Source organism: Microbacterium stercoris (assembly GCF_017592545.1).
Taxonomy (GTDB): domain Bacteria; phylum Actinomycetota; class Actinomycetes; order Actinomycetales; family Microbacteriaceae; genus Microbacterium; species Microbacterium stercoris.
Genome location: NZ_JAGFOA010000004.1, coordinates 332,371 through 359,139 on the forward strand (window position 1 = coordinate 332,371; position 26,769 = coordinate 359,139).

Sequence of the window (26,769 nt, forward strand, 5' to 3'; positions counted from 1 at the left end):
CTCAGCTCTCCCCGCCGGCGTTGCCGGAGGTGCCGGCGTTGACGTCGTGGAGGCGGTACTTCTCGATGGCCTGGCCGACGAGAGCGCGGTCGATGCGCCCCTCGTTGGCAAGACCCTGGAGGGCGCGGACGACCATCGACGGGCCGTCGATCTTGAAGAAGCGACGAGCAGCGGCGCGCGTGTCCGAGAAGCCGAAGCCATCCGCACCGAGTGTCAGGTACTGACCCGGCACCCACGCGCGGATCTGATCGACGACGGCGTGCATGTGATCGCTCGTCGCGATGAACGGGCCCTCGATGCCGGCGAGCTTCTGCGTCAGGTACGCCGTCTTCGGCTCGGCCTCGGGGTGCAGGAAGTTGTGCTCGTCGGCCGCGAGACCGTCGCGGCGCAGCTCGGTCCACGAGGTGACCGACCAGACATCGGCGACGACACCCCAGTCCTTCTTGAGCAGCTCCTGCGCCTCCAGGGCCCAGGCCACACCGACCGCCGAGGCGAGCAGCTGCACGCGGGGGCCGTCTCCCTGGCCCTCGGAGACGCGGTGAAGGCCCTTGACGATGCCCTCGACGTCGACGCCCTCGGGCTCGGCCGGCATGACCATCGGCTCGTTGTAGAGCGTGATGTAGTACATGACGTTCGGGTCCTCGTGCTGACCGCCGTACATGCGCTCGATGCCCGACTGCACGATGTGGGAGATCTCGTAACCGTAGGCCGGGTCATACGACACGGTCGCCGGGTTGGTCGAGGCGAGCAGGTGCGAGTGTCCGTCGGCGTGCTGCAGGCCCTCACCCGTGAGGGTGGTGCGGCCCGCGGTCGCTCCCATGATGAAGCCGCGGCCCATCTGGTCGCCGACTGCCCACTGGGCATCGCCGGTGCGCTGGAAGCCGAACATCGAGTAGAAGATGTAGATCGGGATCAGCGGCTCGCCGTGCGTGGCATACGACGTGGACGTCGCGGTGAAGGCCGCCATGGCGCCGGCCTCGTTGATGCCGACGTGCATGATCTGGCCCTGCGGGCTCTCCTTGTAGGCGAGGAGCAGCTCACGGTCGACCGAGGTGTAGTTCTGGCCGTTCGGGTTGTAGATCTTCGCCGTCGGGAAGTACGAGTCCATGCCGAAGGTGCGCGCCTCGTCCGGGATGATCGGCACTATGCGGTGGCCGAAGCCCTTGACGCGCAGCAGATCCTTGACGAGACGCACGAAGGCCATCGTCGTGGCGATCTCCTGCGTGCCCGAACCCTTCTTCGGAAGGGCGTAGTCCTTCTCCTCGGGGAGGGGGATCTGCACGTACTTGGTGCGGCGCTCCGGCAGGAAGCCGCCGAGCGCGCGGCGGCGCTCGAGCATGTACTGGATCGTCTCGTCGTTCTCACCCGGGTGGTAGTACGGCGGGCGGTACGGGTCGGCCTCGAGCTGCGCATCCGTGATCGGGATGTGCATGGTGTCGCGGAACAGCTTGAGGTCGTCCAGCGTCATCTTCTTCATCTGGTGGGTCGCGTTGCGTCCCTCGAAGTGCGGCCCCAGGCCATAGCCCTTGATGGTGTGCGCGATGATAACCGTCGGCTGGCCCTTGTGCTCCTGGGCCGCCTTGAACGCCGCGTAGACCTTGCGGTAGTCGTGTCCACCGCGACGCAGACCCCAGATCTGGTCGTCGGTGTAGTCCTTGACGAGCTCCAGCGCGCGCGGGTCGCGTCCGAAGAAGTTCTCACGCACATAGGCGCCGGACTCGGTCTTGAACGTCTGGAAGTCGCCATCGGGCGTCACGTTCATGAGGTTGCGCAGCGCGCCCTCGTCGTCGCGGGCGAGCAGGTCGTCCCACTCGCGGCCCCAGATGACCTTGATGACGTTCCAGCCGGCGCCGCGGAAGTAGCTCTCGAGCTCCTGCACGATCTTGCCGTTGCCGCGTACCGGGCCGTCCAGGCGCTGGAGGTTGGCGTTGATGACGAAGGTCAGGTTGTCCAGACCCTCGTTGGCGGCCACCTGCAGCTGCCCGCGGCTCTCGACCTCGTCCATCTCGCCGTCACCGAGGAAGGCCCAGACGTGGCTGTCGGCCGTGTCCTTGATGCCGCGGTTGGCGAGGTACTTGTTGGTCATCGCCTGGTAGATCGCGTTGATCGGGCCGAGACCCATCGACACGGTCGGGAACTGCCAGAACTCCGGCATCAGACGCGGGTGCGGGTACGACGGCATGCCGTTGGCGCCGGCCGACTTCTCCTGGCGGAAGCCGTCGAGCTGCGCCTCGGAGAGGCGCCCCTCGAGGAAGGCGCGCGCGTACGGGCCGGGGGAGGCGTGGCCCTGCACGAAGATCTGGTCGCCGCCGGACGGGTGGTCCTGGCCGCGGAAGAAGTGGTTGAAGCCCACCTCGTAGAGCGAGGCGCTCGAGGCGTAGGTCGAGATGTGACCGCCCACGCCGATGCCCGGGCGCTGCGCGCGGTGCACGGTGAGGGCCGCGTTCCAGCGGATCCACGAGCGGTATCGGCGCTCGAGCTCCTCGTCGCCGGGGAAATCGGGCTCGTCCTCGGGCGCGATCGTGTTGACGTAGTCGGTCGTGGGCACCATCGGCACGCCGAGGTGGAGATCCTTCGAGCGCTTCAGCAGGCTCAGCATGATCTCGCGACCGCGCTGGTGCCCCTTCGCGTCGACGAGCTCATCGAGCGACTGCTGCCACTCGCTGGTCTCCTCGGGGTCGCTGTCCTGCGGTCCCTGAGAGTACGGATCCTGGTCGTGAACAGCCACCGGATGCCCTTTCGTCGAGCGGGGCAGATCGTGCCTCGCGAACATACCTGCGCGCACGCCGAAGGTTCATCGGAGTGCGCGTGATCGCCTTTCAGCCTAGACCCACGAATCGGGCATGGATGTACGTGGTTCGACGACGAAAGAGCGGCACCATTGTGGGATGCCTTTCGTCGAGCAGCTGCACCGTTTCCCTATGAAGGGATTCACCGAGGAGCGCCACGACGCGCTCACCGTCCGTCCCGATGGCCGCATCGAAGGAGATCGCGTCCTCGCCTTCCGCTTCGCCGACGCCACGGAGCCCGAGGTGCGCGACGGCCTCGAGTACTGGGCGAAGACGCGCGGCCTCGCGCTCGTGGACTTCCCCTCCCTCGCGCGCATCCAGCTGTCCTGGGACGGCTCGGTTGTACGGATGAGTCTCGACGGAGCAGTGCTCGCGGAGGAGCGGCTCGATCCGGATGGACGGGCGCGCCTGGTGGACGCGGTGACCGAGTTCCTGCTGTCCGGGCCCGAGGCGAAGCTGCTGCGCCGCCCGGGTCGTCTGCCCCTCGTGCTCGTCGGGGACGGCAGCACGTCTCGGTTCCAGGATCGCTCGCGCGGGTTCATCTCATTGCACGGCTCCGCGTCCGTCGCGGCCGTGGACGCGCTCGTCGACGCGCCGATCGACTCCCGGCGATTCCGCTCCAACGTGGTGGTGGGCGGGATGGATGCGTGGGCCGAGCTGGAGTGGGCGGGTCGGGTGACGATCGGCGACGTGGTCTTCGACGTCCAGAAGCCGATCGGCCGCTGCCTCGCCGTTCACGCGAACCCCGATACGGGCCAGAGAGACGCGCGCGTGCTGCAGACGCTGACGCGCGACGTGGGCCAGGCTGAGCCGACGCTCGGTGTCCTCCTGCTCCCCGCCGCCGGCGGCGGGGTGATCCGCGTCGGCGACGAGGTGCGGTTCGACTGACCGCCCCCCGTAGACTCGAAGCAGGGGCCTTTAGCTCAGCTGGTAGAGCGCCACGTTTACACCGTGGATGTCGTCGGTTCGATCCCGGCAGGGCCCACAGGCAGCAGTCCGCCCCGCCCATCGGTGCACGATGCGCGGGGCGGATCCGCTCACGGGCTGCGAGACGGCTAAAGCGCGCGCAGCTTCTCGAGAAGGGGGCCTGCCGCCTCGTCGAGGAACTGCTGCTGCTTCTCGTCGCCGATCTGAACGATGGCGATATCCGTGAAGCCGGCCTCCAGGAACGGGCGGACCCCCTCAGCGAGGGCATCCAGATCCGGACCGCACGGGATGGACGCCGCGACGTCCTCCGGCCGGACGAACTGCGACGCCGCCTCGAAACCGGCTGGCGTCGGAAGATCCGCGTTCACCGCCCATCCGCCGGCGAACCAGCGGAACTGCTCGTGCGCGCGGGCGATCGCGGCGTCCGGATCCGGATCCCAGCTCACCGGCACCTGACCGATCTTCCGAGAGCCGGGGCCATGCCGCTCGTCCCAGCCCGTGACGAGGTCGCCCTCCGGCTGGACGGCGATCATGTGGTCGGCAAGAGGCGCGAACTTCGAGAGCGAGCTCTCTCCCGACACCGCCACGCCGAGCGGCACACCATCCTCGGGCGCGTCCCAGACGCGGGCGGAGTCGACGCGGAAGTACGCGCCGTCGTAGGTGACGAGCTCGCCGGTGTGGAGCGCGCGGATGATCTCGATCGCCTCGACGAGCATGTCCTGGCGCTGATCGACCCCCGGCCATCCCTCGCCGACCACGTGCTCATTGAGGCTCTCGCCCGCCCCGAGCCCCAGCGTGAAGCGTCCCTCGGCGAGCAGCTGCAGCGTCGCCGCCTTCTGCGCCACGACGGCCGGGTGATAGCGCAGTGTGGGGCAGGTCACGTAGGTCATCAGCTCGACGCGCGAGGTGGCGTGCGCGACGGCGCCGAGCACGCTCCAGGCATAGGGCGCATGCCCCTGGCTCACGAGCCAGGGGGAGTAATGGTCGCTCGAGACCTCGAAGTCGAATCCGACTTCCTCGGCCTGCTGTGCGTAGCGCACCAGCTCGCGCGGGCCGCTCTGCTCGGTCATGAGGGTGTATCCGAAGCGTGTCATCGAGTCCTCCTTGTTGGTGGCGTCGCGTGCAACGGTACGGATGCGCGTTCCCGCGAGCACGGGGCTTGCGAACGGCTCCGAGGTGAGGCACACACACGGGTCGGCGGAGCATCCTCCGAGCCCCCGCGCGGTAGGTTGGAGGGGTGAAAGCCAGCCCTGCCGACCAGCTGCTCCTCCTCGATGTCGCGGACATCGACTTGCGCCTCGCGCAGGCAGAGGCCGCGCGCAAGAACCCGCCGCAGGCCGCGCGGGTGCAGGAGCTCATCGGCCGTCGCACCAGCCTGGGCGGCGAGCTCGCCGCCCGTGCCGGCGCGCGCGATGACCTGAGGCTTGAGCTCAAGCGCGTCGAGGCCGACGTCGAGGTCGTCACTGCGCGTCGGGCTCGCGATGTCGAGCGCTTGAACGTCGCCGCCGATCCGAAGGTGGCACAGGGTCTGGAGAGCGAGATCGAGAGTCTCGCACGTCGACTCAGCACCCTCGAGACGACGGAGCTCGAGCTGATGGAGAAGCTCGAGACCGCGGAGGCGGCGCTCGCCGAGCAGCAGGCTCTGATGGAAGAAGTGACGCGCGAGGGACAGCGTCTGAGCGCCGAGGCCAAGGAGCTGGTGTCGACCTCGTCGGCGACGATCGACAAGCTCACCCGCGACCGCGGCGCGGTATCCGGCAAGGTGCCCGCCGACCTGCTCGGCCTGTACGAGCGCCTTCGCGCGCGCGGGCAGGGCACCGCGCTCTTCACCCGTGGCACCTGCGGCGCCTGCAACGTGATGCTGTCGCCGAACGACCTCCAGCGGCTGCGCGACCTTCCCGACGACGAGGTGGCGCTGTGCCCCGAGTGCGGCGGGATCATGATCCGCACACACGAGTCGGGTCTGACGCGCGGCAGCGGCATGCCCCGCTTCAGCGAGTCGGACTGATCCGGGTGGCCCATGGGCGACGGATCGCCGTGGGCTGATGCCGAGCGCATCGTCCTCGCGCGCGCGCTCGATGGACGTGCGGTCGCGACCGTGCTCGACCGCGACGGAGAACGCGGGCGCCGCGCGCTGAGCGCCGCCGAGCTGCCCGCATGGGTGGCTGAGCGCGAGGCGTCGCCGGGGTCGCGCGGGGTGCGATGGATCTGGTCGAGCACAACCGAGTGGTATCCGGCACTGCTGGAGGCCGGGGTGCGCGTGGCCCGCTGCCACGACCTGCGGCTCTGCCATGCGATCCTGCGTGACGCCGTTCCCGGCGCCGCGGAGCTGCGCGCCGCCGTGCAGTGGAACGGCGCGGCGGCAGGTGAGACGGCCGGGCACACCGAGGCGCTGTTCTCGCTCGACGAACCCCGTGGCGGCCCCCGCCGGGACGACGTGCGCGAGGTGCTGGAGGAGCTCGCGCGCCAGGATGCCGCCGTGCCGCGTGCGACGGATCCGGGACGGATGCGTCTGCTCCTCGCGGCGGAGTCAGCCGGTGCGCTGGTGGCCGCCGAGCTCGCCAGCGCGGGCGTGCCCTGGGACGCCGAGCACCACCGGCGCATCCTGGAGGACGTGCTCGGACCCCGTCGCGGCGGGGTGCCACAGAACATGGGGCGGCTGGCGGGCGAGGTGCGGGCGGCGCTGGGTGATCCGGCTCTCGCTCTCGACTCGCCCCCGAGGCTGCTGAAGGCGCTGCACAACGCGGGCATCCGGGTGGACTCCACCTCCAAGTGGGAGCTGCGAGAGATCGATCATCCGGCCATTGCGCCCCTGCTCGAGTACAAGCGCCTCTCGCGGCTGCTCAGCGCCAACGGCTGGGCGTGGCTCGACGAGTGGGTGCATGATCACCGGTTCCGGCCTGTGTACGTTCCCGGCGGCGTGGTCACCGGTCGCTGGGCCTCGTCGGGCGGGGGTGCGCTCCAGCTTCCGCGCCAGCTCCGCCAAGCGCTCCGCGCCGATCCGGGGTGGCGTATCGTCACGGCCGATGTCGCGCAGCTCGAGCCGCGGGTGCTGGCGGCGATGTCGCGGGATGCCCGACTCGCTGACGCCGCGCGCGGGCGCGACCTGTACGAGGGCATCGTCGCAAGCGGAGCGGTCGCCACGCGCGCCGAAGGCAAGATCGCGATGCTCGGGGCCATGTACGGCGCCACAACGGGCGACTCGGGGCGCCTTGTGCCGCGCCTGCGCAGCGCCTATCCGCGGGCCATGGGCCTGGTCGACGCCGCCGCGCGTACCGGCGCCGACGGGGGAGTCGTGTCCACCTGGCTCGGCCGCACGTCGCCGGCACCGGATGAGCTCTGGCGTGATGCGCAGACCCGCGCCTCTCGGCCAGGGGCGTCAGCGGCCGACGAGACGCGGGCCCGGCGCATCGGCCGTGACCGAGGGCGCTTCACCCGCAACTTCATCGTGCAGGGGACCGCAGCGGAGTGGGCTCTCGCCTGGCTGGCCGATCTGCGTCTGCGGCTCGCGGACTTCCCGCAGGTGGAGTCCGGATCGGCAGCGCCCCGATCCGGACGCGCCTTCTCGCGGCGGGCGCACCTCGCGTTCTTTCTGCACGACGAGGTGCTGATCCACGCCCCGGAAGAGCAGGCCGACGCCGCCGCTCAGGCGATGCGCGACGCCGCGGAGGCGGCGGGGCGCCTGCTGTTCGGATCCTTCCCGATCGATTTCCCCCTCGACCTGAGAATCTCGGACAGCGCGGCCAAGTAGGCTGGAGGACGCGAATGGGTCGGCCGGACGACCGCGTCGCGGGCGGCTCGCCGTCGCGCGCCGAGGAACGTCCGGGCTCCACAGGGCAGGGCGGTGGGTAACACCCACCCGGAGTGATCCGCGAGACAGTGCCACAGAAAGCAGACCGCCGGGCCCGCGAGGGATCCGGTAAGGGTGAAACGGTGGTGTAAGAGACCACCAGGGGTCGCGGTGACGCGATCCGCTCGGTAAACCTCGTCCGGAGCAAGATCAGACAGGGGATGATGAGGCGGCCCGCCGAATCCCCGGGTAGATCGCTAGAGCGGCATGGTGACGTGTCGCCGAGAGAGATGGTCGTCAAGGGGGCGTGAGCCCCTGAACAGAACCCGGCGTACAGGCCGGCCCATTCGCCTTATCCACCCTGACTGTGGTGCCCGGATGCGCGCGTTCGCTGCGCATCTGAGACAGGCCTGGCATTCTGCCACCTCGGCGCGGTGCGAACCAGCCCGTGTGCTGCTGCCCATTCGAGGCGTCGACTGAGCCTCACTCACACGGACGCCATCAGGGCAGAGGAGACAGGCATGTTCTTTCACAGGCAGGAACTGCAGCACACGGCGAAGCCGGACGCACCGGACGCGGTGTACGCCCGCAAGCTGCAGGAGGTGCTCGGCGGTCAATACGGCGAGATCACCATCGCGATGCAATATCAGTTTCAAGCGTGGAACATGCACATCCCCGGCAAGTACCGTGACCTGGTCTTCGGCATCGGCGCCGAGGAGATGGGGCACGTCGAGATGCTCGCGATCATGATCGCGCAGCTGCTCGAGAAGTCGCCGCTGGGGATCACGGAGGATGCGGTCCAGGATGATCCGGTGGTCGCGGCGATTGTCGGGGGCACCGACGTACAGCAGGCGATTGTCGCGGGTGCCGGGGCGCGACCCGTCGACAGCAACGGCAATCCGTGGCAGGGCAGCTACATCACCGCCAGCGGCAATCTGCTCGCCGACTTCACGGCGAACGCGAACGGAGAGATGCAGGGTCGGTTGCAGGCCGCGCGACTCTTCCACATGACGGACGACTCGGGTGTGCGGGATCTGCTGTCGTTCCTCATCGCGCGCGACACGATGCACCAGAACCAGTGGATCGCCGCGATCGAGGAGCTGAAGGCCGACGGTGCGGAGGAGCTGCCGGTGCCGAGCAACTTCCCGCTTGCGGAGGAGAAGCGCGAGGTGTCCTACCAGTACCTCAACTTCAGTGACGGGGCGGCCGCCGCGGACGGGCGCTGGGCCAGCGGGCCGACCCCCGACGGCAAGGGGGAGTTCTCGTACCACGACGGCCCGACCACCACGGCGCCGATGCCGGCGCCGACGCACCCCGACGTGCGCTTCTACGGCACGACCGAGGTGCCGAATGTCGTCGAGAAGGTCGCAGGCAAGGTTCAGGACGCGCTGAACAAGGAATAGTCCCGTGTCTCGACTGCCGCCCACTCCGCACCCGCGGAGCGGGCGGTTTCGTGTTCCCGGGCGCCGCAGAGGCTCGCCGCTATCGGTCAGCGGCCCAGCCCGCAACCCCGTTCGCATCATGCGAGTGCACGCGTAGCTTGTGCTCATGGACGAGACGCACACGATGGTTCGGACGGAGGTCACGGTCAATGGATCGGCGTTCTTGCTCGCACAGGGGCAGGACGTTCAGGACCTGAGGAGACGCATAGAAGCGGTCGGAACCCAGGCGCGGTTCGTCGAGTTCACGGTCGTGGGCAATCGCTCGGTGAGCGTGCTCGTGTCGTCGGGCGCTCAGGTGATGTTCACCGATGAGACCGTCGAGTACGACGCCCGGGACACGGGTGACCTGCTGGAGCCGTACGGGGAGGACTTCGGGGCATAACGACTGCGCTGCGCCCTGCTGGCCGGGGTCTTCTGCCCGCGAGCGCAGCGCAGTCGGTGCAGAGTTAGTTGCCTGAGGCAATCAGTGGCACACTGGTCTTATGACGATCCGTGCGGGGGACCAGGTGCAGACATCGCTGCTCACGACTCTCACGCGCCTCGTGGCCCGATGGTCCTCGCGCGACGTGCAGACGCACGTCGCGGCGAGTGTCGGTGTGCACCTGGATCCCACGCAGATGCGCGCGCTCTACCTTCTGGGGGATGCGACGGAGGCGGTGCGCCCGAGCGCGCTCGCCGAGAGGCTGCAGTTAACCAGGCCCACCGCGTCGAAGCTCATCGCGCGCCTCACCTCAGACGGGCTGATCGAACGCCAGCCCGACCCTGAGGACGGACGGGTGTCGAGCATCGCCCTGTCGCCCCGTGGCCACGAGACGCTGCGGACGCTCGTCGGCGCCGGCCAGACGATGGTCGCGCACGCGCTCCAAGGATGGAGCGCCGCGGACGTGCAGCACCTGCACGCGCTGCTCTCTGTCTTCGTCGACGGCCTCATCGCCGAGGTCGATCCGGCACCGGATGTCACGCCGCGACCCGAAACGGCATGACGTGGCACCTCCGGCCTCACGACCGGAGGATCGCACGAATCGAAAGGCACTCTCATGTCTCGTACCTATGTCGTCACCGGCTCAGCATCCGGTGTCGGGCAGGCGACCGCCCGGCTTCTGCGTGACCGTGGACACCGCGTGATCGGCGTCGATCTGCACGACGCCGAGGTCACGGCCGACCTGTCCGCCCCGCAGGGCCGGCTGCGAGCGGCCGCAGAGGCCGTCGAACTGGCGGGCGGGCAGCTTGATGCGGTCATCGCCTGCGCCGGCATCTCCGCGCCCATCGCCAAGACCATGGCGATCAACTACTTCGGCGTCGTCGAGCTGCTGACGGCGATCCGCCCCGCCTTGGCCGCGTCCGCTGCACCGCGCGCGGCGGTCGTGTCCTCGATGGCCAGTCTGCAGCAGAACTCGAGCGCTCTCGTCGATGCCGCACTCAGCGGCGACGAGGAGGCGACGCTCGCCATCGGCGACGCGCTTGCACAGGAGGGAGCTCAGCAGGGCTACCTGAACTACCCGTCGTCGAAGCGCGCGCTTTCGCGATGGGTGCGCCGCGCCGCGATCTCGCCTGAGTGGGCGGGCGCAGGGATTCCGGTGAACGCCGTCGCACCCGGCACGGTCCTCACCCCGATGACCAAGGATCTGCTGTCGACACCGGAGGGTGTGGCCATGGTGGACGGGGCCGTTCCGATGCCGTTGAACGGCCACCAGTCGCCTGAGTCCGTCGCTGAGCTTCTGATCTGGCTGGCGAGTGCAGAGAACACGCACACCACCGGCCAGACGATCTACATCGACGGCGGCGCGGAAGCGACCCTCCGAGGGGACGACGTGTGGCGGTGGAACGACTCCACGCTCTCGTGACGTGACATGCAGAAGCGCCCGGATCCTGATCGGATCCGGGCGCTTCGCATTTCTCGCGTGTCAGAGCGCCAGCGAGGCGGCGCCGATGATGCCGGCGTTGTTCGCGTGCGTGGCGATGCGGATCTCCGCTCGCGTCTTGATCAGGGGGAGGAACTTCTCCGGGTTCTTCGAGACGCCGCCGCCGATCAGGATCAGGTCGGGGGAGAAGAGGAACTCGAGGTGGTCGTAGAACTCCTGCAGGCGACCGGCCCACTCGCTCCACGACAGATCGAGGCGCTCGCGGGCGCTGGTGGCCGCGTACTTCTCGATCGACTCGCCGTTCCACTGGAGGTGTCCGAGCTCGGCGTTCGGGACGAGCTCGCCATTGAACAGCACCGCGGAGCCGATGCCCGTTCCGAGCGTCGTCAGGATCGTGAGGCCCGGCTGCTCCTTGGCGCTGCCGTAGCGGAGCTCGGCGAGCCCGGCGGCGTCGGCGTCGTTGACGAAGTGGATGGGCTGGCCAAGACCCTCCTCGAAGAAGGCGTCGGCCTCGAAGTCGATCCACTTCTTGGAGACGTTGGCCGCCGACAGCGTCTTGCCGTTCTTGACGATCGTCGGGAAGCAGATGCCAACCGGCAGCCCCTTCGCGTCGGGACCGAGCAGATCCAGCAGCTCCTTGACCGTCTTGAGGACATCCTTGGGCTTCGCGCCCTCCGGCGTGGGGATGCGGACGCGCTCACTGACGAGCTCGCCGTTCACGAGGTCCACGATGCCGGCCTTCATACCCGTGCCGCCGATGTCGATACCGACCGCACGCTCCACGCTGTTCGCCATGGGGTACAGCCTATGGGAGCGGTTCCAGTGCGAGAAACCAAACGACGCCGACCCCGGAGGGGTCGACGTCGTCAGGAGTTTACGCGGATCAGGCCGAAGCGCGATCAGCGGCGGCGCCGCGGCGGGCGCGAACGAACTCGAGGCGCTCCGCGAGGATCTCCTCCAGCTCGGGGATGGTGCGGCGCTCCAGGAGCATGTCCCAGTGCGTGCGAGCGGCCTTGTCGCCGCTGTGGTCGACCTCCACCGTGTCGCCGTCCACCGTCAGCAGGGCCTCGCCACCGCAGGTGCGGCACTCCCAGGTCGCGGGAGCCTCGGCGTCGGCCGCGAACGTGAGGGTGGTGTCGCGATTGCAGGCGGCACAGTGGTACGTGTGCTGGGCGCGCTCCATGAACACGACGCCTTCCTCGCTCTGGAGGCTCTGGGCGCCGAGTCGGATTCCGCGAAGGCTGCGATCTGCCATTGTGTGGTCCTCTCGTCGGTGTCAGGTATAACGCGCTCACCTGTGCGCGTCATCCGAATGGGGGACACAGATGCGGCTTTCTCAGTCGAATCCCAGTGAGGGCGGACGCCCCGGCGCGTCTCCGCGCGGATGCCGCGCAGCGCTCATCGGGTGAGCGCGTCGAGGGCCACATCCGCGCGGTCGGTGACGATGCCGTCCACCCCCATCGCAACGAGTTGCCGCATGCGCTCCGGGTCATTCACGGTCCAGACGTGCACCTCGACGCCCGCTTCGTGCGCCCAGCGCACAAGACGCGGAGTCAGCACCCTGATCCGGCCCTGGCGCTCGGGGATCTGCAGGGCGTCGACCCCGCGAAGCAGACGGAAGCCGAGCGGGCGCAGGCCCACCGCGGCGGCGGCCACGAGGCGCGTCAACGTGCGCGAGCCGGGGGACGTAGCCGGATGCGACGGAAGCGCGGCCGCGAGGGCCAGAAGTCGGCGTTCGTCCGAGAAGCTCGTCACGAGCACACGGCCTGCGTGGGGCGCCACCAGACGCCCGACCGGTTCAGCGGCGGCCGCTGCCTTCACGTCGAGGTTGAACCTGACATCCGGGAACGACTCGAGGGCCTGCGCGAGCGTGGCGATGCCCCCGCGATCCTCCATCTGAGCCTCGAGCTCTCGGAGCGAGAGGTCGGCGACAGCGCGGGGATCGCCTGTGACGCGAGAAAGGGTGTCGTCATGGAAGAGCACCACATGGCCGTCAGCCGTGAGATGGCAGTCTGACTCGACGTAGGACGCACCCGCCGCATGGGCGGCAGCGATCGCGGCGAAGGAGTTCTCGGCGACGTCCGCTCCCGGGACCGCGAGGCCGCGGTGCGCGAGCACCCGAGGGTGTTCCGCGCCGAGCAGGTACGGGTGTGTCACGCGCGTTCGGTCGGCGCAGCCCCGCCCCGCGAGAAGCCGCCGGCGATGCCCTTCAGCGCCTCCGTGAGCTCACTCGGCACGATCCAGAGCTTGCTCGACTGGCTCTCGGCGATCTTCGGCAGCGTCTGCAGATACTGATAGGCCAGCAGCTTCTCATCGGGCATGCCCGCGTGGATCGCGCCGAAGACGTTCTGGATCGCCTCCGACTCGCCCTGTGCGCGCAGCACCGCGGCCTGCTTCTCGCCCTCCGCCTTGAGGATCTCCGCCTGTCGAGCTCCCTCTGCGACGAGGATCTGTGACTGCTTGTGACCCTCGGCGGACAGGATCGCCGCGCGCCGATCGCGCTCTGCGCGCATCTGCTTCTCCATCGCGTCGCGCAGCGAGGCGGGCGGATCGATGGCCTTCAGCTCGACACGTCCCACCTTGATGCCCCACTGACCCGTGGCCTCATCGAGGGTCGCGCTGAGCTTTCCGTTGATGACGTCGCGACTGACGAGGGCCTCCTCGAGGTTCAGACCACCGACCACGTTGCGAAGCGTGGTGATCGACAGCTGCTCGACGGCGCCGAGGTAGTTCGCGATCTCGTAGGTGGCGGCCCGCGGATCCGTCACCCGGAAGTAGACGACCACATCGACGGCGACCGAGAGGTTGTCCTCCGTGATGACCTGCTGGGGCGGGAACGAGACGACCTGCTCACGGAGATCGACCCGCGAGCGCGCACGGTCGATGATCGGGAAGATCAGGTGCGGGCCGCCGTAAAGGGTGCGGTGGTACTTTCCGAGGCGCTCGATGATGAACGCCTCGCTCTGCGGAACGATGCGGATCGCCTGGACGATGATCGAGATCACGAAGATCACGACCACCGCGGCGAGGATCCACAGCAGGATCGGACCGAAGTCCTCCATGACTCAGACCTCCTGGTTGGGGGCGGCCGGGGTGACCCCGGTGCCGGTGACGATGGCCGTGGCGCCCTGGATGTCGTCCACGACGACGGGAGTGTGCGGCGGCAGGTCGCGGCCGCCGCTGACGCGTGCGGTCCACTCCTCGCCGTTCGAGAGCTTGACGCGGCCGCCGAGCGCAGTCACGGTCGAGATGACGATGCCAGAGAGCCCGATGAGTCCCTCGACGTTGAACCGTTTGGGATCGGAACTCCTGCGCAGCCGCTTCAACAGGGGCGGCCGCAGCAGCGCCAGCGCGGCGACTGCCGCGACGGCGGCGATCACCACCTGCAGCCAGATCGGCGCACCCGCCACAGCCGCGATGATGCCGGAGATGCCGCCGAGGGCGAGCATCAGGAAGGTCATCTCGCCGGCGGCGACCTCGATCGCCAGGAACAGCACGATCAGCACCAGCCAGCCGACCCATGCCCATTGTTCGATGAACTCCATGACAGGCCTCCTTCCGCGAAACGTACCACCGGCCGGGGACAAGAGGGCGAACAACGGCGAAGCCGCGACGTTGGAGCGATCCGACAGAGCCCCGCGACACCGCGTTGGTACTGTCGAACAGTCCCCAGACGCGGGAGATGTATCCGATCCGCGTCTTCCGAGCGCAACACTCAGGAGCTCCCGTGACCGACGCCCCCTCGCAGCCCATCGCCCCCGGCACCCTGGCGGGCAAGGTCGCCCTCGTCACCGGATCATCGCGCGGCATCGGCGCCGACACGATCCGCTACTTCGCCCAGGCCGGTGCGGACGTCGTCATCAACTTCCGGAACAAGGCTCCCCGCGCCGAGAAGCTGGCGAACGAGGTGCGCGAGCTCGGTGTGCGGGCTCTCGTCGTCGGCGCCGACCTCACCGACCCCGAGTCGGTCGCGGCGATGTACGCGGCCGCGAAGGCGGAGTTCGGCGGCCTCGACATCCTCGTCCTCAACGCCTCGGGTGGAATGGAAGCCGGACTCGGCGAGGACTACGCGCTGAAGCTGAACCGCGACGCGCAGGTGAGCGCGCTGCAGTCGGCGCTGCCGATCCTGAATGAGGGTGCGCGCATCGTGTTCGTCACGAGCCACCAGGCGCACTTCATCCGCACCACACCGACGATGCCGGAGTACCTGCCGGTCGCGCTCTCGAAGCGCGCGGGCGAGGATGCGCTGCGCGAGCTGATCCCGGCGCTCGAGGAGCAGGGCGTCGGCTTCACCGTGGTCTCGGGCGACATGATCGAGGGAACCATCACGGCGACCCTGCTCGAGCGCGCGAACCCCGGTGCGATCGAGGCTCGCCGCGAGTCGGCCGGAAAGCTCTACAACGTCGCCGAGTTCGCGGCCGAGGTGGCCCAGGCGGCCGTCGATCCCGTGCCGGCTGACAACACACGCCTCATCGGCGACGTGTCGGCGTTCGCCACCGAAGACGCTTCTGCCGACGAGTGACGTCCCGCGGCGCCGGAGCGGAGCCCCGTCACCGCACAATGGACCCATGCCCTCGCACGATGTCGTCGTCGTGGATCACCACGACAGCTACACGGGCAATCTCGCGCACCTGATCGCCTCCGTCACGGGCGCGCTGCCGCGCATCGTCGAGCACGACGAGTGCACCGTCGCCGAGGTGCTCGCACACGATTTCATCGTGCTCTCGCCCGGCCCCGGGCATCCGGACGACCCCCACGACTTCGCCGTCGGACGCGAGGTGCTGCGCGCGGGGGAGAAGCCGGTGCTGGGCGTGTGTCTCGGCATGCAGGGGATCGTCACGGCCTTCGGCGGTCACGTCGGCCGTGTCGAGCCCGGCCACGGCATCGAGGCGACCGTGCACCACGGGGGCGCCGGCCTCTTCGCGGGCGTTCCGGACGGGTTCCGGGCGATCCGGTACCACTCGCTCGCGGCGCTCGAGCTCCCGGACGACGTGGTGACCACCGCGACCGACGCCCGGACGGGCCTCGTGATGGCGGTTGCGCACCGGGAGCTCCCGATCGCCGGTGTGCAGTTCCACCCCGAGTCGATCCTCACCGAGCATGGAGCGGACGTCGTGCGCAACTTCCTGGAGCGCGCGTGAATCCGCGGATGGCACACGCCGCCACGCGGGGACGGTGCGTCTGGCTGAACGCCGGCGACGGCGGGGCACAGCTCGCCTGGCTCGAGCCCGACGACGTCTCGCTCACATACGACGCCACGCGTAGGGAGGTGACCCGACACGCATCCGGACGCCGTGACGTCATCGGCGACGACATCTTCACGGTGCTCGCCGCCGAGCTCGCCGCCGGCCTCCCCGAGGACCGGTGGTTCGGATATTTCGGGTACGCCGCGCGAACGGATCTGCCCGCGCGCACCGACAGGGAGCTGCCGGATGCCGTGTGGATGCGCCCCTCGCGGATCGAACGCCTCGACCTGCCCGGCGCATCCCCGTCCGCCGGGGGAGGAGGCCCGCCGGGCTCGACGCCCGGCTGGTACCGCGCTGCATTCGAGGCGGTGCAGGAGCACCTGCACGCGGGCAACTCGTACGAGGTCAATCTGACCTACCGCGCCCGGGAGCGCAGCGCGCTTTCGCCGCTCGAGGTGTTCGAGCGCTTGTGGGCCCTCAACCCCGCGCCGTATGCCTCGTATCTCCATCACGACGTGCCCGGAGCGCGCGCATTCCTCGCGGGCTCGTCTCCCGAGCGCTTTGCGCGAATCGATGCGATGCGCTCGCTCGAGGCGAAACCCATCAAGGGCACCATGCCGCGCGGCGAGACGACAGCGGAGGACGCGGCCGCCGCGGAGCGCCTGCGCACCGACCAGAAGTTCCGATCCGAGAACCTGATGATCGTCGATCTGCTCCGCCACGATCTCGCGCAGGTGTGCGAGGTCGGATCCGTGCAGGTGCCCTCCCTCATGGCGGTCGAGTCGTATGCATCCGTGCACCAGCTCGTCTCGACGGTGCGCGGCCGTCTGCGTCCGGAGGTGCGCACGCTCGACGCGCTCCGCGCGCTGTTTCCGGCAGGCTCGATGACGGGCGCGCCCAAGCTGCGCACGATGCAGATCATCGATGAGGTGGAGCGGACCCCGCGCGGCGCGTACTCGGGCGCTCTCGGATGGATCTCCGCGGACGGGCGCGCCGATCTCGGCGTGATCATCCGAACCGTCATGACCGACGGTTCAGGCGCCTACACGCTCGGCACCGGCGGCGGCATCACGGTGCAGTCGGACGTCGACGAGGAGTTCGCCGAGTCGCAGTGGAAGGCCGAGCGCCTGCTGCGGGCACTGCAGGGCTGAGCCCGATCCTCCCGCCGCTAGGCGCCGAAGACCAGCGCCGCCGCGAACACGACCGGAATGCACCCGAACGTCGTGAGGAACACGACATCGCGTGCGAGGATCTCGCCGACGCCGTATCGCTGCGCATAGTTGAAGACGTTCTGCGCGCTCGGGAGACTGGCCAGCACCACGACCACGAGCATCGCGTGGGCGTCGAGCTGGAAGGCAAGGCCGATCAGCCAGGCGGTCACCGGCATCAGCACCAGCTTCATCGCGGTCGAGAGCAGCACGTCGGGCCGGGAGGCCCGGGTCGTGAGCACCCGCTGGCCGTGCAGCGACATGCCGAAGCTGATGAGCAGCACGGGCACCGCGGCGCCGGCGATGAGCTCGATGGGCGCCACGACGATCTCCGGCAGCCGGATCCCGGTCACTGCGACGAGCACACCGAGCGCCGCCCCGATGATCATGGGGTTGCGGAGCGTGCGCATCAGCGCCTTCCGCAGACCCCGCCAGCCGGCCGCGCCCCCGCTCGTGACCGTATCGAAGAGCGTGAGAACAGCGGGTGTGAACAGCAGCAGCTGCACGAGGATGACGGGGGCGGCATACGCGCCGCTGCCGAGCAGATAGGTGGCGATCGGGATGCCGATGTTGTTGCCGTTGACGTAGCCGGCGCCGAGCGCGCCGATCACCGTCTCTGTGATGCCGCGCTTCCATACGAGGCGAGCGATGAGTCCGTACACCAGGAACATGGCGACGGCGGCGAGCATCGACACCGGCAGCAGCGCCGAGAAGAGCAGGCTGAGGTTCGCGTCGGACAGCACCGCGAACAGCAGAAACGGGTTCAGCACGAAGAACGTGAGTCGGCTGAGGACGTAGCGCGCATGCTCGCCCAGCAGGTCGATGCGGGCGATGACATAGCCCGTGACGATCGCCAGTCCGACCACCGCGAACCCCGTCAGCACGCCGATCACAACGCCACCGCCGGGGGGAGCGTTGTCAAGGCGGTCACCCTTTCAACCTACGCCCGTAGGCTGGCCCCATGAGCAGCACCACGCCCGTCACGGAGCCTGTCGGCGAGAGCGACCGACCCATCAAGGCCGTCACCGTCTTCACCGGATCCGCGTCGGGCGCACACCCCGCGTACGAGCGTGCCGCGGTGGACGTGGGTCAGGCGCTCGCGGCGCGCGGCATCCATGTCGTGTACGGCGGCGGGAATGTCGGCCTCATGGGCGCGGTGTCCACCGCCGCGCGAGAGGCAGGCGGCGACGTGCACGGCGTCATGCCGGAGGCGCTCGTCGACAAGGAGGTCGCCCACCCCAACCTCACGACCTTCGAGATCGTCCCCAACATGCACGCTCGGAAGATGCGGATGGCCGATCTCGCCGACGCCTTCGTCGCGCTTCCCGGCGGGATCGGCACGCTCGAGGAGTTCTTCGAGGTGTGGACCTGGCTGCAGCTCGGGATCCATCAGAAGCCCGTGGTGGTCTACGACGTGCGCGGCTTCTGGCGTCCGATGCTCACGATGATCGACCGCATGGTCGAGGAGGGCTTCGTCACGGACGCGTTCCGCGATTCGCTGCTCATCGTCTCCAGTCCTCGAGGCCTCATCAGCGCCCTCGAGAACTGGACGCCGCCGGCGCCGAAGTTCGCGCCGCACGAGGCACCGCGCGTCTGACTCCGCGTTTGTCGGTGGCCGCTGGCAGGATCGATCCGTGCCCGCCGACGATGCCCGCCTTCGCGATCTCGCTCTGCTGCGGCGCGTGCGCGACCGCATGGATCGCGAGTACGCGCAGCCTCTTGACGTCGAAGCACTCGCGCGAGGCGTGCACATGTCCGCGGGGCATCTGAGCCGCCAATTCCGGCTCGCCTATGGCGAATCGCCGTACGCGTACCTGATGACGCGCCGGATCGAACGGGCGATGACGCTGTTGCGCCGTGGCGATCTGTCGGTCACAGAGGTCTGCTTCGCGGTCGGATGCGCGTCGCTCGGCACTTTCAGCACCCGTTTCACCGAACTCGTCGGGATGACGCCCAGCGAGTACAGACGCGGCGCGGAGACGGGTCTTGAGGGGCTGCCGTCCCTCGTGGTGAAGTCGGTCACAAGACCGATCAGGAATCGAGAAGCGACCGCCGGGGGAGGCAAATAGCGTGACGGACATGAACATCACGATCAACGCCAGTTTCCTGCCCCACACCGATCCGGAGGCCTCCCTCGCCTTCTATCGGGAGGTGCTCGGGTTCGAGGTGCGCCTCGACGTCGGCGGCGGCGCCATGCGATGGATCACCGTCGGACCCGTCGACCAGCCTGACACCTCCATCGTGCTCACCCCGCCCGCCCTCGATCCCGGCATCACCGACGACGAGCGCCGTGTCATCCTCGAGATGATGGCCAAGGGCACCTATGCCGGCATCGTGCTCGCGACGCCGGATGTCGACGCTCTGTTCGAGAGGATCCAGGCCCTGCCTGACGTCGACATCGTGCAGGAGCCGATCGACCAGGACTACGGCCTGCGCGACTTCGCCCTCCGAGACCCCGCCGGCAACATGATCCGCGTGCAGCAGCGCTGATCCCGTTTTCTCCCCACACCATCCGATCCCTCTCGAGAAGGAGCAGCCGGTGACGATCGCCGACAGCCACGACATGATCCGCGTCCAGGGCGCCCGCGAGAACAATCTCAAGGACGTCTCCGTCGAGATCCCCAAGCGCAGGCTGACGGTGTTCACCGGCGTCTCCGGATCGGGCAAGAGCTCGCTGGTGTTCGACACGATCGCCGCCGAATCCCGCCGCATGATCGACGAGACGTACAGCGCGTTCGTGCAGGGCTTTATGCCGTCGGTGCCGCGCCCCGATGTCGACGTGCTCGAAGGACTCACCACCGCGATCATCGTCGACCAGGAACGCCTCGGAGCCAACCCGCGCTCGACCGTCGGTACGGTCACCGATGCCAACGCGATGCTGCGCATCCTGTTCTCCAAGCTCGGGCAGCCGTACATCGGCGGGCCGACGGCGTTCTCCTTCAACATCCCCACGCAGAAGGCGTCGGGAGTGATGACCGGAGCGAACGGCGAGAAGAAGATCGTGAAGGACGCCATCTACCTCGGCGGCATGTGCCCGCGATGCGAGGGCAGGGGAGCGGTGTCCGACATCGACCTGTCGCAGGTGATCGACGAATCGAAGTCGCTCAACGACGGCGCGATCCAGGTGCCCGGCTACACGGCCGACGGCTGGATGGTGAAGGGCTTCTCGGAGTCGGGCTTCTATCCCGCCGACAAGCCGATCGCGTCTTTCAGCGAGAAGCAGCGTCATCTCTTCCTCTACGGAGAGGTGACGAAGGTGAAGATCAGCGGCATCAACATGACCTACGAGGGCCTGATCCCGAAGATCACGAAGTCGATGCTGTCGAAGGACCTCGATGCGCTGCAGCCCCACATCCGCGCCTTCGTGGAGCGCGTCGCGAGGTTCACGACCTGTCCCGAGTGCGATGGCACCCGCCTCACCGAGGGAGCCCGCTCCTCGAAGATCGACGGCAAGTCGATCGCCGACGCCTGCCGGATGCAGGTCACCGACCTGGCCGATTGGGTGCGGTCGCTGGACATGCCCGGATCCGGTCCGCTGCTGGCCGCTCTCCAGAAGAACCTCGACGCCTTCGTCGAACTGGGTCTCGGATACCTCAGCCTGGAGCGTCCGTCGGGCACGCTGAGCGGGGGAGAGGCGCAGCGCATCAAGATGCTGCGCCACCTCGGCTCGTCGCTCACCGACGTCACCTACGTGTTCGACGAGCCGACGATCGGTCTGCACCCGCACGACATTCAGCGCATGAACGGTCTGCTGCTCGAGCTGCGCGACAAGGGCAACACCGTGCTCGTCGTCGAGCACAAGCCCGAGACGATCGAGATCGCCGACCACGTCGTCGACCTCGGCCCGCGCGCCGGATCGGCCGGAGGCACGATCTGCTTCGAAGGCACCGTGGCGGGCCTGAAGGCCAGCGGAACGCTGACGGGGGAGCACCTCGACTACCGAGCCTCCGTGAAGGCCTCGGTGCGGTCGCCGAAGGGAGCGATCGAGGTGCGGGGCGCATCGGGCAACAACCTGCAGAACGTGGACGTCGACGTTCCCCTCGGGGTGCTGACGGTGGTGACAGGTGTGGCGGGATCGGGCAAGAGCTCGCTGATCCACGGCTCTGTCTCCCCGCGCGAGGGTGTGGTCTCGATCGATCAGAGCGCCATCCGCGGATCGCGGCGGAGCAACCCTGCGACCTACACCGGGCTGCTCGAACCGATCCGCAAGGCTTTCGCGAAGGCGAACGGGGTGAAGCCGGCGCTGTTCAGCGCCAACTCCGAGGGCGCCTGCCCGACCTGCAAGGGTGCGGGCGTGATCGTGACAGAACTCGGTTTTATGGACACCGTGGAGACGCCCTGCGAGGACTGCGGAGGCAAGCGCTTCCAGGCGGCCGTGCTCGACTACAAGCTGGGCGGCAAGGACATCACCGAGGTGCTCGACCTGCCCGTCGCCGAGGCACGCCCGTTCTTCTCCGATGGTGACGCGAAGATCCCTGCGGCCGCGGCGATCCTGGGGCGCCTGGAGGATGTGGGGCTGGGGTACCTCACGATCGGCCAGCCGCTCTCGACCCTCTCGGGCGGCGAGCGGCAGCGCATCAAGCTGGCGAATCAGATGGGGGAGAAGGCCGACGTCTACGTGCTCGACGAGCCCACCACCGGCCTTCACCTTGCCGACGTCTCGAATCTGCTGGGACTGCTGGATCGGCTCGTCGACTCCGGGAAGACCGTGATCGTCATCGAGCACCATCAGGCGGTGATGGCGCATGCCGACTGGATCATCGATCTCGGCCCCGGCGCCGGTCACGACGGCGGTCGCGTTGTGTTCGAGGGCACGCCGGCTGAGCTGGTCTCCACGAAGTCCACGCTCACGGGCGTGCATCTGGCGACATACGTCGGCGCCTGACACGGATGGCACGCGGCACGCAGGCTCGACGCGCTCTCGTGCCGCGCGGATCGGGTGGACGTCTGGCAGAGGGACCAGGGGAGTCGCGGACCGTGCGACGATAGGCCGGTGACTTCCTGGCGACCGCAGTGGGACGACATTCCGGCCGCGCTCCTCGACTTCTGGACCGAGCGTCATCTGTGCACCCTGACCACACTGCGTGCCGACGGCCGGCCGCACGTGACCCCCGTCGGTGTGGCATTGGACCTGGAGCAGCGCTGCGCGTGGGTCATCACGTCACGTCGGTCGTGGAAGGCCGTTCACGTGCGGAAGGATCCCCGGATCGCGGCCTGCCAGGTCGACGGTCGGCACTGGTCCACGCTCGAGGGAACGGCGCGCGTACTGGAAGATGTCGGATCGGTTCGGCGCGCCGAGGCGATGTATGCGGCGCGATACAAGACGCCCCGGCCCAATCCCGAGCGGGTGGCGCTGAGGATCGAGATCGATCGCTTCGTGCTGTCGCAGAGCCTGTCGTCGGCGATCTGAGCGGCTGGCTCAGGGGCCAAGGCTGCACCCATTGCGCCGACGCCTCCTTGCGTCGCATCCGGGAAAGGGCGATATCCTGTGCGCTTTGTTGCGATTTTCTCGGGTGATATTCGCCGGTTAGGCGAAATTCATTCGCGGTAATGTTGCTCAGCTTGACGGGAACGTGCGTTTACTCTTGCATCGAGAATTGATGCGAGTGCAGTCATCTGGGTGCGGCGACCGGCGTGGCGCGTCCCTTGCGCTGCCGCGCTGCGGCGGGCATCGCGCGCCACGGGATCAGGGCACCCGGGGTTGCGTAGCCGGCGTCGCACACGCAAGCACAGGCACTCCGGGCCGCAATTCCGATTCTCGCCCACGGAGACTTTGGACTTCCGCACGGAAAGCTGTTCTGTGCACGTCGTCCTGGCCAATCGGAACGGCGCACTTTCTTTAGTGTGTGGCGGTGATCAAGAGGCTCTGGGGTCGAAGTTTCGGTGTGAGTTTGCTCGGTCGACGGGCGTCGCCACGACGTCGGGACACCGACCGCGCGTTCGCGCACGCGGGACGGGGTGAGCCAGGCGGCTCAGAGCCTGCGACGGCGCGTGTCATGTCGCATTGCGCGAGGGCATGTTGATGGCCGCCAAGCACAAGCATTCATGCTCGCTCGACATCCTCGACATCCAGCCCGATACGCCCGCCGAGGCATGGGCGGCGCTGTGGGGAGCTGAGGAAGTCTCGCGCGACACAGAGGCGGAGGATCTGTGGGCGGTTCTCACTCCCGCAGATGAACGCTGATAATGCACATTATGTCAGCTCGTCAGGACACCATCACGAGCGCGGCCCCCGTTTCTCAGCCGGCCCTCCCCGACTGAACCGGTGATCCGTCAGCTTCCTTCAGCCGCGACCCGCTCCCCGGATCTGGTCGCGCAGCTCGAGCGCGCTGGACGAACCGGTTGCTTCGACGATGCGGCCGCGGTCGACGCGATACATCGCGAACTCGGCCACGTTCGCGTGACGACGGGTGGGTGCCATCCCGCCGAACACGCCGAGATGAGTGCCGCTCCCCCGCAGGTGCACGGCGATCCGGTCATCCTCGGCGACGACCTGAATGCGGCGCCATCTCCAGTCGGGGAAAGCCACGAACAGGTCGGCGAGATCGGCGAGCCACGCGGCCGCGCCGCCAGGCAGGTGCGCACGCCGCACCGCCGGGTCGAGGAACTCCTCGATGCGCGAGAGATCGTGACGATTGCACGCGTCGAGAAAGTCGGCATGCCATTCGTGCAGCTCCCACGGTTCCATCCGCTCATTATGAGGACGCCGCGGTCGCTCGCGCACACTCGACCGCTGCACCCGACCGGCGGTCCCTTCGCGAATCTCATCCGCTGGCGCCGGCTGCCGAGATCCGAGAGAGACTGGAGACATGAGCACCGTGGAGCTGACCGCCGAGACCTTCGAGCCCACCGTGACGGGAGACGGCATCGTCCTCGTCGACATCTGGGCCGAGTGGTGTGGCCCGTGCAAGCAGTTCGCGCCGATCTACGACGCAGCTGCGACCGAAAACCCTGACATCGTCTTCGGCAAGGTCGATTCCGAGGCGAACCCGGAGCTCTCCGCGGCGCTGGGCGTTCAGGCGATCCCCACGTTGATGGTCTTCCGCGACGGCATCGGCCTCTTCCAGCAGGCAGGCGCGCTGCCCAAGCCGGCACTCGACAGCCTCATCGCGCAGGCCCGCGCTCTCGACATGGATCAGGTGCGTGCCGCGGTCGCCGAGCAGCAGCAGGCGCAGCCCGGCGACGCCTGATCCGGACGGGTGCGAGCGGCACGCTCCGCGGCGTCGTCCCTTCCTCAGGTGGCCGGATCGATGCCGAGCTGTGCGAGCGCTGGCCCCGCGCCGCGCACGGCGATGGTCCAGTCGGGACGCACGAAATCCTGCTTCGCGAGCCGCACCTTCTGGTGGTCGACGGGCTCGCCCGCACGCGGCGACACCCGCGAGACCCCGTTCGGCTGGTAGCCGAGTTTGCGGGACACACCGAGCGACGCCTCGTTCCACGCGGCCGCGCTCGATTCCGCCCATTCCGCTCCGAGGTGATCGAAGGCGAACTGCAGCAGCGCCGCCCGCATCTCGGTGCCGATCCCGTCACCCTGCGCGCTCTGCGTGAGCCAGGATCCGGTCTCAACGGTGCGTCGGTCCGAGAACTGATGCGCGGAGAGGTCCTGCGACCCGATCACCCGCCCCTCGTGGTGGATGGCGAAGGCGATGTGCCAGTGGCTGGGCGTCACTTGCCCGCGGAGGTGCCATTGGAAGGCAGCCGTGTTGCGCGGCAGGTCCTCCGGAGGCGCATCGGTCCACGGGACGCCGAACGGCATCCGCGAGGGGTCATGGATGCCATCGAGCGCTGCGTGGACGAGACCTGGCAGGTCGTCGTCGCGCACGGGGCGCAACAAGAGGCGGGGCGTCTCGATCTCGAGACCGAAGATCGGCCAGATGTCTTCCAGTCGCATGTCCAGAACCTATCGGCCGACGGCGGGGTCCCGGTGCATCACCGCCTCCGCCGGCCGGCGGCTGCGGGCAGACACCGTCACCGGCGTCTGCCCGCAGCCGCGAGTCGTCACTCCGCGGGGAGCACCAGCTCGTCGCCCACCTCGATGAGGTCGGGATCGGAGATGGAGTCCTGGTTCACCGCGAAGATGCCGAGCCAGCCACTGTCGAGTGCGAGATCCTCGGCGATGTCGAAGAGGGTGTCACCCGCCTCGACCGTGTAGGTCTTGTCGGACGGCTCCACGTCGGGCAGCGCGTAGGTCTCCTCGACCGGCGCGGGCGTCGCGGCCTGAGCGCCAGACGCCGGCGCGGACGACGGGGCGGCCTGAGCCGGGGCCGGGGCGGGTGCAGGCGCAGCCGGGGCGCTCGTGTCCGCTGAGCCCGACGCGCCGATCTTCGCCGAGCACGTCGGCCAGGCGCCCCAGCCCTGTGTCGCGAGCACGTTCTCGGCCACGCGGATCTGCTCTTCGCGGGATGCGGCGGCGGGGTTGCCGCTGCCGCCGTTCGCCTGCCAGGTCGACAGCGAGAACTGGAGCCCGCCGTAGTACCCATTGCCTGTGTCGATCGCCCAGTTGCCACCCGACTCGCATTGCGCGAGCGCGTCCCAGGTGGCGCCGTCTGCGGCGTTCGCAGCCGTCGGAACGAGAGCTCCCGCGGCGACGGCGACAAGGCCTGCCGCGACGAGTCCGCCGCGCACAGCTCGTGTCGATCGGCGCGTCTCGTTCTTCGATCGGGAATGCGTCTTCAGGTTCACAAGGACCTCCACGGCCCCGTCTCGGCACAAGGACTCACCGTGTGCGCGCCCGCCGGCCGGAACATCAGTGTGTTCGGGTACGGAGGACTCTCGGGCGGGTTCGACGGCGGTCCTCCGCGAGGTAGCCACGCTACGTGATGATCACGGAAAGGTAACAACGTATGGAGGGGACTGCCAGGAACTCCCGCGCGGCCGCGCAGCTCAGGGGCCACGCAGATCAGCGGTCGATCAGTCCGGCCAGTTCCTCGGTCGTACCGGAGAACGCGTTCATGTCGATGTAGTGCTCGTCGCCCCGGTAGCCGGAGAGACGGTCGCGATGCGAGTACTGCCAGATCGCCCATTCGCGACCGTCGTCCAACGCCGGCGGCAGCACCACCGACCGGATCCAGATGGGATTGTCCGGATAGCCGCCTGAGATGTACCGGTCGTACGCCTCGGGCGTGGCGTAGATCACCGCCGGGACGCCGTAATGCTGCTCGAGGCGGTCGAGAAGCGGGCCGAGGATGGCGTCGACGTCAGCGCGAGACGGCGGATCCTGGAAGAAGTCGCCGTAGAACTCCACGTCCACGGCGATCGGCAGGGTCGCCCCATCCGGCACCGTGTCGATGACGTGCTGCGCCTGGCGGGCTCCAGGGGTCTCGAAGCTCATGAAGTGGTAGGCGCCGACAAGCAGGTCGGTATCGAGGGCCCCAGGCCAATTGGCCTCGAAGCGGGAGTCGACCGTCGACGATCCCTCGGTCGCCTTGATGTACGCGAAGTCGATGCCCTGCTCGGCGAGCACCGGCCAGTCGATCTCCCCCTGATAGGACGAGACGTCGACGCCGCGCACGTCGTGGCCCGCGGCGAAGATGCGCCCGGGCCAGATGACACCCGACCAGATGAG

The 26,769-nt window shown here is 68.5% G+C and carries 29 protein-coding genes, 1 tRNA gene and 1 other RNA gene; 19 read left to right on the plus strand and 12 right to left on the minus strand.

The genetic code is table 11. From position 1 onward, the window contains the following. Window position 1: 1 nt before the first annotated feature. Window positions 2-2,728 carry a pyruvate dehydrogenase (acetyl-transferring), homodimeric type gene (gene aceE, locus J5V96_RS11780; RefSeq protein ID WP_208503990.1) on the minus strand — a complete coding sequence of 909 codons (2,727 nt, stop codon included), beginning with the start codon at window positions 2,726-2,728 and terminating at the stop codon, window positions 2-4. A 160-nt stretch (window positions 2,729-2,888) separates the two neighbouring features. Here aceE and J5V96_RS11785 point away from each other — a divergent pair, with 160 nt between their 5' ends. Both J5V96_RS11785 and J5V96_RS11790 read left to right on the plus strand, forming a co-directional pair. Continuing rightward, window positions 2,889-3,677 carry an MOSC domain-containing protein gene (locus J5V96_RS11785; protein ID WP_208503992.1) on the plus strand — a complete coding sequence of 263 codons (789 nt, stop codon included), beginning with the start codon at window positions 2,889-2,891 and terminating at the stop codon, window positions 3,675-3,677. Between the two features lie 24 nt (window positions 3,678-3,701). Beyond that, window positions 3,702-3,774: transfer RNA gene (locus J5V96_RS11790), tRNA-Val, on the plus strand. 70 nt (window positions 3,775-3,844) lie between these two features. Here the strand turns inward: J5V96_RS11790 and J5V96_RS11795 are convergent. Continuing rightward, window positions 3,845-4,810, minus strand: a complete 966-nt coding sequence (locus J5V96_RS11795) for an LLM class F420-dependent oxidoreductase (RefSeq protein WP_208503994.1) — start codon at window positions 4,808-4,810, stop codon at window positions 3,845-3,847. 143 nt (window positions 4,811-4,953) lie between these two features. On the opposite strand from J5V96_RS11795, the gene J5V96_RS11800 reads away from it, so the two are divergent. The 7 genes from J5V96_RS11800 to J5V96_RS11830 all read left to right on the plus strand — a co-directional run bounded on the left by J5V96_RS11800 (window position 4,954) and on the right by J5V96_RS11830 (window position 10,792). Continuing rightward, on the plus strand, window positions 4,954-5,724 hold the full coding sequence (locus tag J5V96_RS11800) for a zinc ribbon domain-containing protein (protein ID WP_208503996.1): 771 nt from the start codon (window positions 4,954-4,956) through the stop codon (window positions 5,722-5,724). A 12-nt stretch (window positions 5,725-5,736) separates the two neighbouring features. Continuing rightward, window positions 5,737-7,467 carry a bifunctional 3'-5' exonuclease/DNA polymerase gene (locus tag J5V96_RS11805; RefSeq protein ID WP_208503998.1) on the plus strand — a complete coding sequence of 577 codons (1,731 nt, stop codon included), beginning with the start codon at window positions 5,737-5,739 and terminating at the stop codon, window positions 7,465-7,467. A gap of 15 nt (window positions 7,468-7,482) precedes the next feature. Next, window positions 7,483-7,856, plus strand: an RNA gene (gene rnpB, locus J5V96_RS11810) — RNase P RNA component class A. Window positions 7,857-8,027: 171 nt separating this feature from the next. Further along, entirely contained in the window at window positions 8,028-8,909 is an 882-nt protein-coding gene (locus J5V96_RS11815) for a manganese catalase (protein WP_208504000.1), read from the plus strand. Window positions 8,910-9,054: 145 nt separating this feature from the next. Further along, window positions 9,055-9,330 carry a hypothetical protein gene (locus tag J5V96_RS11820; protein ID WP_208504002.1) on the plus strand — a complete coding sequence of 92 codons (276 nt, stop codon included), beginning with the start codon at window positions 9,055-9,057 and terminating at the stop codon, window positions 9,328-9,330. Between the two features lie 100 nt (window positions 9,331-9,430). Beyond that, on the plus strand, window positions 9,431-9,931 hold the full coding sequence (locus J5V96_RS11825) for a MarR family winged helix-turn-helix transcriptional regulator (protein ID WP_208504004.1): 501 nt from the start codon (window positions 9,431-9,433) through the stop codon (window positions 9,929-9,931). 54 nt (window positions 9,932-9,985) lie between these two features. After that, complete coding sequence (locus tag J5V96_RS11830) at window positions 9,986-10,792, plus strand: SDR family oxidoreductase (protein ID WP_208504008.1); 807 nt, start codon at window positions 9,986-9,988, stop codon at window positions 10,790-10,792. 60 nt (window positions 10,793-10,852) lie between these two features. Here J5V96_RS11830 and ppgK read toward each other — a convergent pair whose 3' ends face one another. The 5 genes from ppgK to J5V96_RS11855 all read right to left on the minus strand — a co-directional run bounded on the left by ppgK (window position 10,853) and on the right by J5V96_RS11855 (window position 14,355). Next, the gene (gene ppgK / locus J5V96_RS11835) at window positions 10,853-11,605 is read right to left on the minus strand and encodes a polyphosphate--glucose phosphotransferase (RefSeq protein ID WP_208504010.1); all 753 of its coding nucleotides are present in this window, start codon (window positions 11,603-11,605) and stop codon (window positions 10,853-10,855) included. An 88-nt stretch (window positions 11,606-11,693) separates the two neighbouring features. After that, window positions 11,694-12,065 (minus strand): RNA polymerase-binding protein RbpA, encoded by a 372-nt coding sequence (locus J5V96_RS11840; protein WP_208504012.1) that lies wholly within the window; start codon window positions 12,063-12,065, stop codon window positions 11,694-11,696. 143 nt (window positions 12,066-12,208) lie between these two features. After that, a complete protein-coding gene (locus J5V96_RS11845) occupies window positions 12,209-12,967 on the minus strand; it encodes a glycerophosphodiester phosphodiesterase family protein (protein ID WP_208504014.1) in 759 nt (252 codons plus the stop codon). After that, window positions 12,964-13,872, minus strand: a complete 909-nt coding sequence (locus J5V96_RS11850) for an SPFH domain-containing protein (RefSeq protein ID WP_208504016.1) — start codon at window positions 13,870-13,872, stop codon at window positions 12,964-12,966. Before J5V96_RS11850 ends, J5V96_RS11845 begins: the two co-directional genes overlap by 4 nt. A gap of 3 nt (window positions 13,873-13,875) precedes the next feature. Further along, the gene (locus J5V96_RS11855; protein ID WP_208504018.1) at window positions 13,876-14,355 is read right to left on the minus strand and encodes an NfeD family protein; all 480 of its coding nucleotides are present in this window, start codon (window positions 14,353-14,355) and stop codon (window positions 13,876-13,878) included. Window positions 14,356-14,537: 182 nt separating this feature from the next. Between J5V96_RS11855 and J5V96_RS11860 the strand changes: the two genes are divergently transcribed. Genes J5V96_RS11860 through J5V96_RS11870 form a run of 3 tightly spaced genes read left to right on the plus strand, consistent with a single transcriptional unit; the run spans window position 14,538 to window position 17,147 of the window. Continuing rightward, window positions 14,538-15,332: an SDR family oxidoreductase gene (locus tag J5V96_RS11860; RefSeq protein WP_307793612.1), complete on the plus strand. Its 795-nt coding sequence runs from the start codon at window positions 14,538-14,540 to the stop codon at window positions 15,330-15,332. Between the two features lie 46 nt (window positions 15,333-15,378). Continuing rightward, the gene (locus tag J5V96_RS11865) at window positions 15,379-15,951 is read left to right on the plus strand and encodes an anthranilate synthase component II (protein ID WP_208504022.1); all 573 of its coding nucleotides are present in this window, start codon (window positions 15,379-15,381) and stop codon (window positions 15,949-15,951) included. An 8-nt stretch (window positions 15,952-15,959) separates the two neighbouring features. Further along, on the plus strand, window positions 15,960-17,147 hold the full coding sequence (locus J5V96_RS11870; RefSeq protein WP_208504024.1) for an anthranilate synthase component I family protein: 1,188 nt from the start codon (window positions 15,960-15,962) through the stop codon (window positions 17,145-17,147). 17 nt (window positions 17,148-17,164) lie between these two features. Here J5V96_RS11870 and J5V96_RS11875 read toward each other — a convergent pair whose 3' ends face one another. Continuing rightward, window positions 17,165-18,097, minus strand: coding sequence for an AEC family transporter (locus J5V96_RS11875; RefSeq protein ID WP_208504026.1), 933 nt, complete (start codon window positions 18,095-18,097; stop codon window positions 17,165-17,167). A 68-nt stretch (window positions 18,098-18,165) separates the two neighbouring features. On the opposite strand from J5V96_RS11875, the gene J5V96_RS11880 reads away from it, so the two are divergent. From J5V96_RS11880 to J5V96_RS11905, 6 genes are all read left to right on the plus strand, one after another. Continuing rightward, window positions 18,166-18,801 carry an LOG family protein gene (locus tag J5V96_RS11880; protein ID WP_236014756.1) on the plus strand — a complete coding sequence of 212 codons (636 nt, stop codon included), beginning with the start codon at window positions 18,166-18,168 and terminating at the stop codon, window positions 18,799-18,801. 97 nt (window positions 18,802-18,898) lie between these two features. Beyond that, window positions 18,899-19,273, plus strand: coding sequence for a helix-turn-helix transcriptional regulator (locus J5V96_RS11885; protein ID WP_208504247.1), 375 nt, complete (start codon window positions 18,899-18,901; stop codon window positions 19,271-19,273). A gap of 10 nt (window positions 19,274-19,283) precedes the next feature. After that, a complete protein-coding gene (locus J5V96_RS11890; protein ID WP_236014757.1) occupies window positions 19,284-19,694 on the plus strand; it encodes a VOC family protein in 411 nt (136 codons plus the stop codon). Window positions 19,695-19,767: 73 nt separating this feature from the next. After that, window positions 19,768-22,089: an ATP-binding cassette domain-containing protein gene (locus J5V96_RS11895; RefSeq protein WP_208504249.1), complete on the plus strand. Its 2,322-nt coding sequence runs from the start codon at window positions 19,768-19,770 to the stop codon at window positions 22,087-22,089. 108 nt (window positions 22,090-22,197) lie between these two features. Then, window positions 22,198-22,614, plus strand: a complete 417-nt coding sequence (locus tag J5V96_RS11900; protein ID WP_208504031.1) for a PPOX class F420-dependent oxidoreductase — start codon at window positions 22,198-22,200, stop codon at window positions 22,612-22,614. Between the two features lie 612 nt (window positions 22,615-23,226). Next, a complete protein-coding gene (locus tag J5V96_RS11905; protein WP_208504033.1) occupies window positions 23,227-23,388 on the plus strand; it encodes a hypothetical protein in 162 nt (53 codons plus the stop codon). 99 nt (window positions 23,389-23,487) lie between these two features. On the opposite strand, the gene J5V96_RS11910 is transcribed toward J5V96_RS11905, so the two are convergent. Next, window positions 23,488-23,892, minus strand: a complete 405-nt coding sequence (locus tag J5V96_RS11910; protein ID WP_208504035.1) for an ester cyclase — start codon at window positions 23,890-23,892, stop codon at window positions 23,488-23,490. 121 nt (window positions 23,893-24,013) lie between these two features. Between J5V96_RS11910 and J5V96_RS11915 the strand changes: the two genes are divergently transcribed. Further along, window positions 24,014-24,394, plus strand: coding sequence for a thioredoxin family protein (locus J5V96_RS11915; protein ID WP_208504037.1), 381 nt, complete (start codon window positions 24,014-24,016; stop codon window positions 24,392-24,394). A gap of 44 nt (window positions 24,395-24,438) precedes the next feature. Here J5V96_RS11915 and J5V96_RS11920 read toward each other — a convergent pair whose 3' ends face one another. From J5V96_RS11920 to J5V96_RS11930, 3 genes are all read right to left on the minus strand, one after another. Then, a complete protein-coding gene (locus J5V96_RS11920) occupies window positions 24,439-25,095 on the minus strand; it encodes a GNAT family N-acetyltransferase (RefSeq protein ID WP_208504039.1) in 657 nt (218 codons plus the stop codon). A gap of 107 nt (window positions 25,096-25,202) precedes the next feature. Continuing rightward, window positions 25,203-25,829 carry a transglycosylase family protein gene (locus J5V96_RS11925; RefSeq protein WP_307793613.1) on the minus strand — a complete coding sequence of 209 codons (627 nt, stop codon included), beginning with the start codon at window positions 25,827-25,829 and terminating at the stop codon, window positions 25,203-25,205. Between the two features lie 274 nt (window positions 25,830-26,103). Next, on the minus strand, window positions 26,104-26,715 hold the full coding sequence (locus tag J5V96_RS11930; RefSeq protein ID WP_307793614.1) for a GH25 family lysozyme: 612 nt from the start codon (window positions 26,713-26,715) through the stop codon (window positions 26,104-26,106). Window positions 26,716-26,769 lie beyond the last annotated feature (54 nt).

Excerpts from the sequence above, each read along its gene's own strand:
- J5V96_RS11785 (WP_208503992.1), top strand. The coding sequence starts at position 2,889 with ATGCCTTTCGTCGAGCAGCTGCACCGTTTCCCTATGAAGGGATTCACC.
- J5V96_RS11825 (WP_208504004.1), top strand. The coding sequence starts at position 9,431 with ATGACGATCCGTGCGGGGGACCAGGTGCAGACATCGCTGCTCACGACT.
- J5V96_RS11840 (WP_208504012.1), bottom strand. The coding sequence starts at position 12,065 with ATGGCAGATCGCAGCCTTCGCGGAATCCGACTCGGCGCCCAGAGCCTC.
- J5V96_RS11885 (WP_208504247.1), top strand. The coding sequence starts at position 18,899 with ATGGATCGCGAGTACGCGCAGCCTCTTGACGTCGAAGCACTCGCGCGA.
- J5V96_RS11830 (WP_208504008.1), top strand. The coding sequence starts at position 9,986 with ATGTCTCGTACCTATGTCGTCACCGGCTCAGCATCCGGTGTCGGGCAG.
- J5V96_RS11920 (WP_208504039.1), bottom strand. The coding sequence starts at position 25,095 with ATGCGACTGGAAGACATCTGGCCGATCTTCGGTCTCGAGATCGAGACG.
- J5V96_RS11815 (WP_208504000.1), top strand. The coding sequence starts at position 8,028 with ATGTTCTTTCACAGGCAGGAACTGCAGCACACGGCGAAGCCGGACGCA.
- J5V96_RS11890 (WP_236014757.1), top strand. The coding sequence starts at position 19,284 with ATGAACATCACGATCAACGCCAGTTTCCTGCCCCACACCGATCCGGAG.
- J5V96_RS11870 (WP_208504024.1), top strand. The coding sequence starts at position 15,960 with ATGGCACACGCCGCCACGCGGGGACGGTGCGTCTGGCTGAACGCCGGC.
- J5V96_RS11865 (WP_208504022.1), top strand. The coding sequence starts at position 15,379 with ATGCCCTCGCACGATGTCGTCGTCGTGGATCACCACGACAGCTACACG.
- J5V96_RS11805 (WP_208503998.1), top strand. The coding sequence starts at position 5,737 with ATGGGCGACGGATCGCCGTGGGCTGATGCCGAGCGCATCGTCCTCGCG.
- J5V96_RS11895 (WP_208504249.1), top strand. The coding sequence starts at position 19,768 with ATGATCCGCGTCCAGGGCGCCCGCGAGAACAATCTCAAGGACGTCTCC.
- J5V96_RS11915 (WP_208504037.1), top strand. The coding sequence starts at position 24,014 with ATGAGCACCGTGGAGCTGACCGCCGAGACCTTCGAGCCCACCGTGACG.
- J5V96_RS11820 (WP_208504002.1), top strand. The coding sequence starts at position 9,055 with ATGGACGAGACGCACACGATGGTTCGGACGGAGGTCACGGTCAATGGA.
- J5V96_RS11855 (WP_208504018.1), bottom strand. The coding sequence starts at position 14,355 with ATGGAGTTCATCGAACAATGGGCATGGGTCGGCTGGCTGGTGCTGATC.
- J5V96_RS11850 (WP_208504016.1), bottom strand. The coding sequence starts at position 13,872 with ATGGAGGACTTCGGTCCGATCCTGCTGTGGATCCTCGCCGCGGTGGTC.
- J5V96_RS11910 (WP_208504035.1), bottom strand. The coding sequence starts at position 23,892 with ATGGAACCGTGGGAGCTGCACGAATGGCATGCCGACTTTCTCGACGCG.
- J5V96_RS11880 (WP_236014756.1), top strand. The coding sequence starts at position 18,166 with ATGAGCAGCACCACGCCCGTCACGGAGCCTGTCGGCGAGAGCGACCGA.
- J5V96_RS11795 (WP_208503994.1), bottom strand. The coding sequence starts at position 4,810 with ATGACACGCTTCGGATACACCCTCATGACCGAGCAGAGCGGCCCGCGC.
- ppgK (WP_208504010.1), bottom strand. The coding sequence starts at position 11,605 with ATGGCGAACAGCGTGGAGCGTGCGGTCGGTATCGACATCGGCGGCACG.
- J5V96_RS11905 (WP_208504033.1), top strand. The coding sequence starts at position 23,227 with ATGGCCGCCAAGCACAAGCATTCATGCTCGCTCGACATCCTCGACATC.